The organism is Methyloceanibacter sp., assembly GCF_035650995.1.
GTDB lineage: Bacteria > Pseudomonadota > Alphaproteobacteria > Rhizobiales > Methyloligellaceae > Methyloceanibacter.
Map to the genome: position 1 here is coordinate 1 of NZ_DASRGO010000093.1, position 3,869 is coordinate 3,869.

Here is a 3,869-nt window from a genome sequence, read left to right on the forward strand (position 1 = left end):
GCAGCAGAGCGACGTCTATTTCTGGGCGATCGCGCTCCTCTCGCTCGTGCTCGGCGTGCTCATCATCATTCCGATCGGCGGCGCCGACATGCCGGTCGTGATCTCGATGCTCAACTCCTATTCGGGGTGGGCGGCGGCCGGCATCGGCTTCACTCTCGGCAACACCGCGCTCATCGTCACCGGCGCTCTCGTCGGCTCCTCGGGCGCGATCCTCTCCTACATCATGTGCAAGGGCATGAACCGGTCCTTTATCAGCGTGATCCTCGGAGGGTTCGGCGGGGAGGTGGCGGGACCCGCCGGCGGCGCCGAGCAGAAACCGGTCAAGCTCGGCTCGGCGGAGGATGCCGCCTTCCTGATGAAGAACGCGGGCAAGGTGATCATCGTGCCGGGCTACGGCATGGCGGTGGCGCAGGCGCAGCACGCGCTGCGCGAGATGGCCGAGGGGCTGAAGAAGGCAGGCGTCGAGGTGAAATACGCGATCCACCCGGTCGCGGGCCGCATGCCGGGTCATATGAACGTGCTGCTCGCGGAGGCCAACGTCCCTTACGACGAGGTATTCGAACTCGAGGACATCAATAGCGAATTTCCGCAGGCCGACGTGGTGTATGTCATCGGCGCGAACGACGTGACCAATCCGGCGGCCGAGGACGACCCGTCCTCGCCGATCTACGGCATGCCGGTTCTGCAAGTGTGGAAGGCGGGCACGGTGCTGTTCAATAAGCGCTCGCTCGCGTCAGGCTATGCCGGCATCGACAACCCGCTATTCTACCGGGACAACACCATGATGGTGCTCGGCGACGCAAAAAAGATGACCGAGGAAATCGCCAAGTCGCTTTAGCGTTGGCGCTTCGATATCCGCATCAAGGCTTCCAGCCGCCGCTGCCATAGGGACGGGTAATGATCTCGAGCAGATGCCCGTTCGGATCCTCGAAATAGAGACCACGCCCGCCATCGCGGTGGTTGATCTGGCCCTGCTGCGTTTGCGCTGGATCGGCCCAGTAGGGAAGCTTCCTTGCGCGAATTCGTTCGAAGATCGAATCGAAATCCGGCTCGTCGACCAGGAAGGCATAGTGCTGGATTGCAATCTCTTCGTCGGTGTCCATGTAGTCGAGATTGGTTCCGTTATCGGTCTTGACCACCATGAACGGTCCCCAGCGCGCCGGACGGGGAAGGCCAAGCATCTCGGCGAGGAAGGTCGCTGACGCCTCGCTGTCATGAGCGTAAAGAATGGTGTGGTTGAACTGGACTGCCATGTCGTCATCTCCTTGAGCATGAAAACCCCGGTTCGCATCAGTCTAACGTTCCGCGAAGCGCAGACGACGATGCGAGAATCATGGGGGCGGCCCGGGGGTGCGGCAAGGTTAACCGCCTCAGAACCAACGTAGAATCGTCAAACTCCCGCTGAATTTCCCACTATAACGTGAGGCATTCCCGGGGTTGCGGCAGACGCTTTAGCCGCGCAATCCTCGTTGCTAGGCGCAGGAAACAGCCGATAGACTTCAGTCGGGTTGAGCTTTCGCTGAAAAATGCTCTGTCTTCGGCTGTTGGGGGCAGGGGCCTTGGCCCTGATCACGACCATGCCCGTTCTGGCGCAAGGAATCGCCTGCAGCCACCCGCAACGGACCATGCTCGAGACCTTGGTCAAGGAGCCGAGCAGGACGTGACGATCGTGGTTTCCCGGGAGGAAGAGTTGAAAGACAGGATCGAGGCCATCGTCAGCGCCTACAAGGAGCGCTTCAAGCAGCAATCGGTCGGCGTGGTCATGCGGCCGGCGTGTGTCTCGTTTTGACCGCGCTTGACCCTGGCGCGCCGCTCTCTTCTGAACGCGCCGTTCAAGTTGCGTTCATCATAAGGCGAATACTCGGATCGCATAATCGGCCGGTATTAACACAAGCCGGTGTTAACACAATAAGTCGAAAGGTACTCACCGAACCATGCTCAATCTCTTGCTCTCGCTCCTCGGCATCTTCGCGCTGATCGGCATTGTTGCCCGGCTGCTGCACCGTTATTTCATCTATATCCCGGACCGCACTCGGGTCGCGCCGAAGGACGCGGGACTCTCGGGCGTCGAGGAGATCGTATTCAAGGCGGCCGACGGCACCAAGCTGATTGCCTGGTACCTTCCGGCTAAGGGGACGAAGCCGACCCTGCTTTATTTCACCGGCAACAGCGGCAACGTCGCCAATCGCGCCGGCAAGATCAGGACCATCGCGTCCTCCGGCTACGGCGTGTTCATGCTGAATTACCGCCGCTATGGCGGCTCGGAGGGTCGCCCGAGCGAGGCGCGCAACGCCTCAGACGCCGTCAGCGCCTACGATTGCCTGCGCGCGCAAGGGGTGGCACCAGGCGATATCGTGGCTTACGGCGAGTCGCTCGGGACGGCGGTCGCGACGCGGCTTTCGCTGCAGCGCGAGGTGCAGGCGCTCGTGCTCGAGGCGCCGTTCACCTCGGCGGTCGACGTCGGCAAGCTTCTGTGGAAGGGCTTTCCGCTCGGCATCATCATGGTCGATCAGTACCGCACCATCGAGCGCATCGGCGATGTCAATGTCCCGCTTTTTATCGTTCATGGCGGGCGCGACGAGATCATCCCGCTCGACCAGGCGCGGCGCGTCTATCACGCCGCCAACGAGCCTAAGAGCCTCGTGGTCGTTCCCCAAGCCGGGCACAACGATCTCTACGACCGCGGCGCCTTCGACAAGGTTCACGGCTTCCTCGAGGCGTTGCGTCCGGCCAAGGTGGCGAAGGCCGGCCGGCAGGTCGAGATCGCGGCCGCCGCGGGCGGCGAGCTGCGGTAAGGCATCGCCCCGATCATGCTGTCATTGCCGCAAAGCGGGCGTCGGCGCCTGAATACTGGATTGCCCGGTCAAACCGGGCAATGACAGGACAGATTTGAATGTCTTAATTGCAGTTAGCGGCGGGGTCCGCGGGGCTTCGCGGCCGAATTGCCGCCGCCGCCTTCGCGCTGCGCCTTCTTGCGCGCAAGCTTGCGCGCCCGGCGGATGGCCTCGGCCTTCTCGCGCGCCCGCTTCTCGGACGGCTTTTCGTAGTAGTTGCGGAGCTTCATCTCGCGGAAGATGCCTTCGCGCTGCATTTTCTTCTTCAGCGCCCGAAGCGCTTGATCGACATTGTTATCGCGAACGACGACTTGCACGCGTCTCAATCTCCGATTGGCCGTTGATGTTCTGGATTGGAGCGGGGGCCAAATAAGACCCTGGCCAGAACCGGTCAAGGTCCCGCATCCGGATTTGCTCTAACAGAACGCGCGTTGGTTGTCCAGACGCTCCGGCGCCTGCGTCAATCCGAAGGCGCATGCTCGGCGTGGGGGATGCAGGTGCCGGTGGTTTCCATCCCATCGCGCCGCCACATGAATTTCTGGATGTCGGGGTAGTGGGCCTCGGTGGGGTTGGCCTTGGCCCAGGCCTCCCAGGCATTGTAGGTGCGGAGGTAGCTGTCGCGCATCCCTTCCTCGGCCTTGAGGCAGTCCTCGATGGTGTCGAAGAGAAGCCCGGTCTTGACTGGGATGGTCCCGTAGATCAGCACCAGCAGCATCCATTTCATGGTCTTGTTCCTCGGCTTGCCCGGTTAGCCGGCGCCTTCAGGTCTTGGGATAGAGCCGCGTGACATGGCCCATCTTGCGGCCTGACCGCGCCTCCGCCTTGCCGTAGAGGTGCAGGCAGGTCGAAGGCTCGGCGGCAAGACTCAGCCACTTCTCCACGTCGGCGCCGATCAGATTGGTCATCACCGCGTCGCTGTGGCGGGCGGTCTCGCCCAGCGGCCAACCGGCGATGGCGCGGATATGATTCTCGAACTGGCTCGTGGCGCAGGCATCGAGCGACCAATGGCCCGAGTTGTGGACGCGGGGCGCGATC

General features: G+C 62.4%; 6 protein-coding genes and 1 pseudogene. 3 read left to right on the top strand and 4 right to left on the bottom strand.

What is annotated here, in order from left to right; genetic code table 11:
• A partial coding sequence (locus VFB18_RS07390) for an NAD(P)(+) transhydrogenase (Re/Si-specific) subunit beta (RefSeq protein ID WP_324972956.1) occupies window positions 1-838 on the top strand: 838 nt, incomplete at its 5' end.
• Window positions 839-860: 22 nt separating this feature from the next.
• Here the strand turns inward: VFB18_RS07390 and VFB18_RS07395 are convergent.
• Window positions 861-1,253 carry a VOC family protein gene (locus tag VFB18_RS07395; protein ID WP_324972959.1) on the bottom strand — a complete coding sequence of 131 codons (393 nt, stop codon included), beginning with the start codon at window positions 1,251-1,253 and terminating at the stop codon, window positions 861-863.
• A 407-nt stretch (window positions 1,254-1,660) separates the two neighbouring features.
• On the opposite strand from VFB18_RS07395, the gene VFB18_RS07400 reads away from it, so the two are divergent.
• A complete protein-coding gene (locus VFB18_RS07400; RefSeq protein WP_324972962.1) occupies window positions 1,661-1,789 on the top strand; it encodes a DUF3574 domain-containing protein in 129 nt (42 codons plus the stop codon).
• Window positions 1,790-1,934: 145 nt separating this feature from the next.
• Window positions 1,935-2,795, top strand: a complete 861-nt coding sequence (locus VFB18_RS07405) for an alpha/beta hydrolase (RefSeq protein WP_324972965.1) — start codon at window positions 1,935-1,937, stop codon at window positions 2,793-2,795.
• Between the two features lie 113 nt (window positions 2,796-2,908).
• Here the strand turns inward: VFB18_RS07405 and rpsU are convergent, their stop codons facing one another.
• The 3 genes and pseudogenes from rpsU to VFB18_RS07420 all read right to left on the bottom strand — a co-directional run.
• A complete protein-coding gene (gene rpsU / locus VFB18_RS07410; RefSeq protein ID WP_324972968.1) occupies window positions 2,909-3,151 on the bottom strand; it encodes a 30S ribosomal protein S21 in 243 nt (80 codons plus the stop codon).
• A 143-nt stretch (window positions 3,152-3,294) separates the two neighbouring features.
• Entirely contained in the window at window positions 3,295-3,558 is a 264-nt protein-coding gene (locus VFB18_RS07415; RefSeq protein ID WP_324972970.1) for a hypothetical protein, read from the bottom strand.
• Between the two features lie 37 nt (window positions 3,559-3,595).
• Window positions 3,596-3,869: pseudogene (locus VFB18_RS07420) on the bottom strand (5-(carboxyamino)imidazole ribonucleotide synthase); the annotation flags it as partial.

Coding starts and splice junctions, on each gene's coding strand:
- VFB18_RS07395 (WP_324972959.1), bottom strand. CDS start 1,253: ATGGCAGTCCAGTTCAACCACACCATTCTTTACGCTCATGACAGCGAG.
- VFB18_RS07405 (WP_324972965.1), top strand. CDS start 1,935: ATGCTCAATCTCTTGCTCTCGCTCCTCGGCATCTTCGCGCTGATCGGC.
- VFB18_RS07415 (WP_324972970.1), bottom strand. CDS start 3,558: ATGAAATGGATGCTGCTGGTGCTGATCTACGGGACCATCCCAGTCAAG.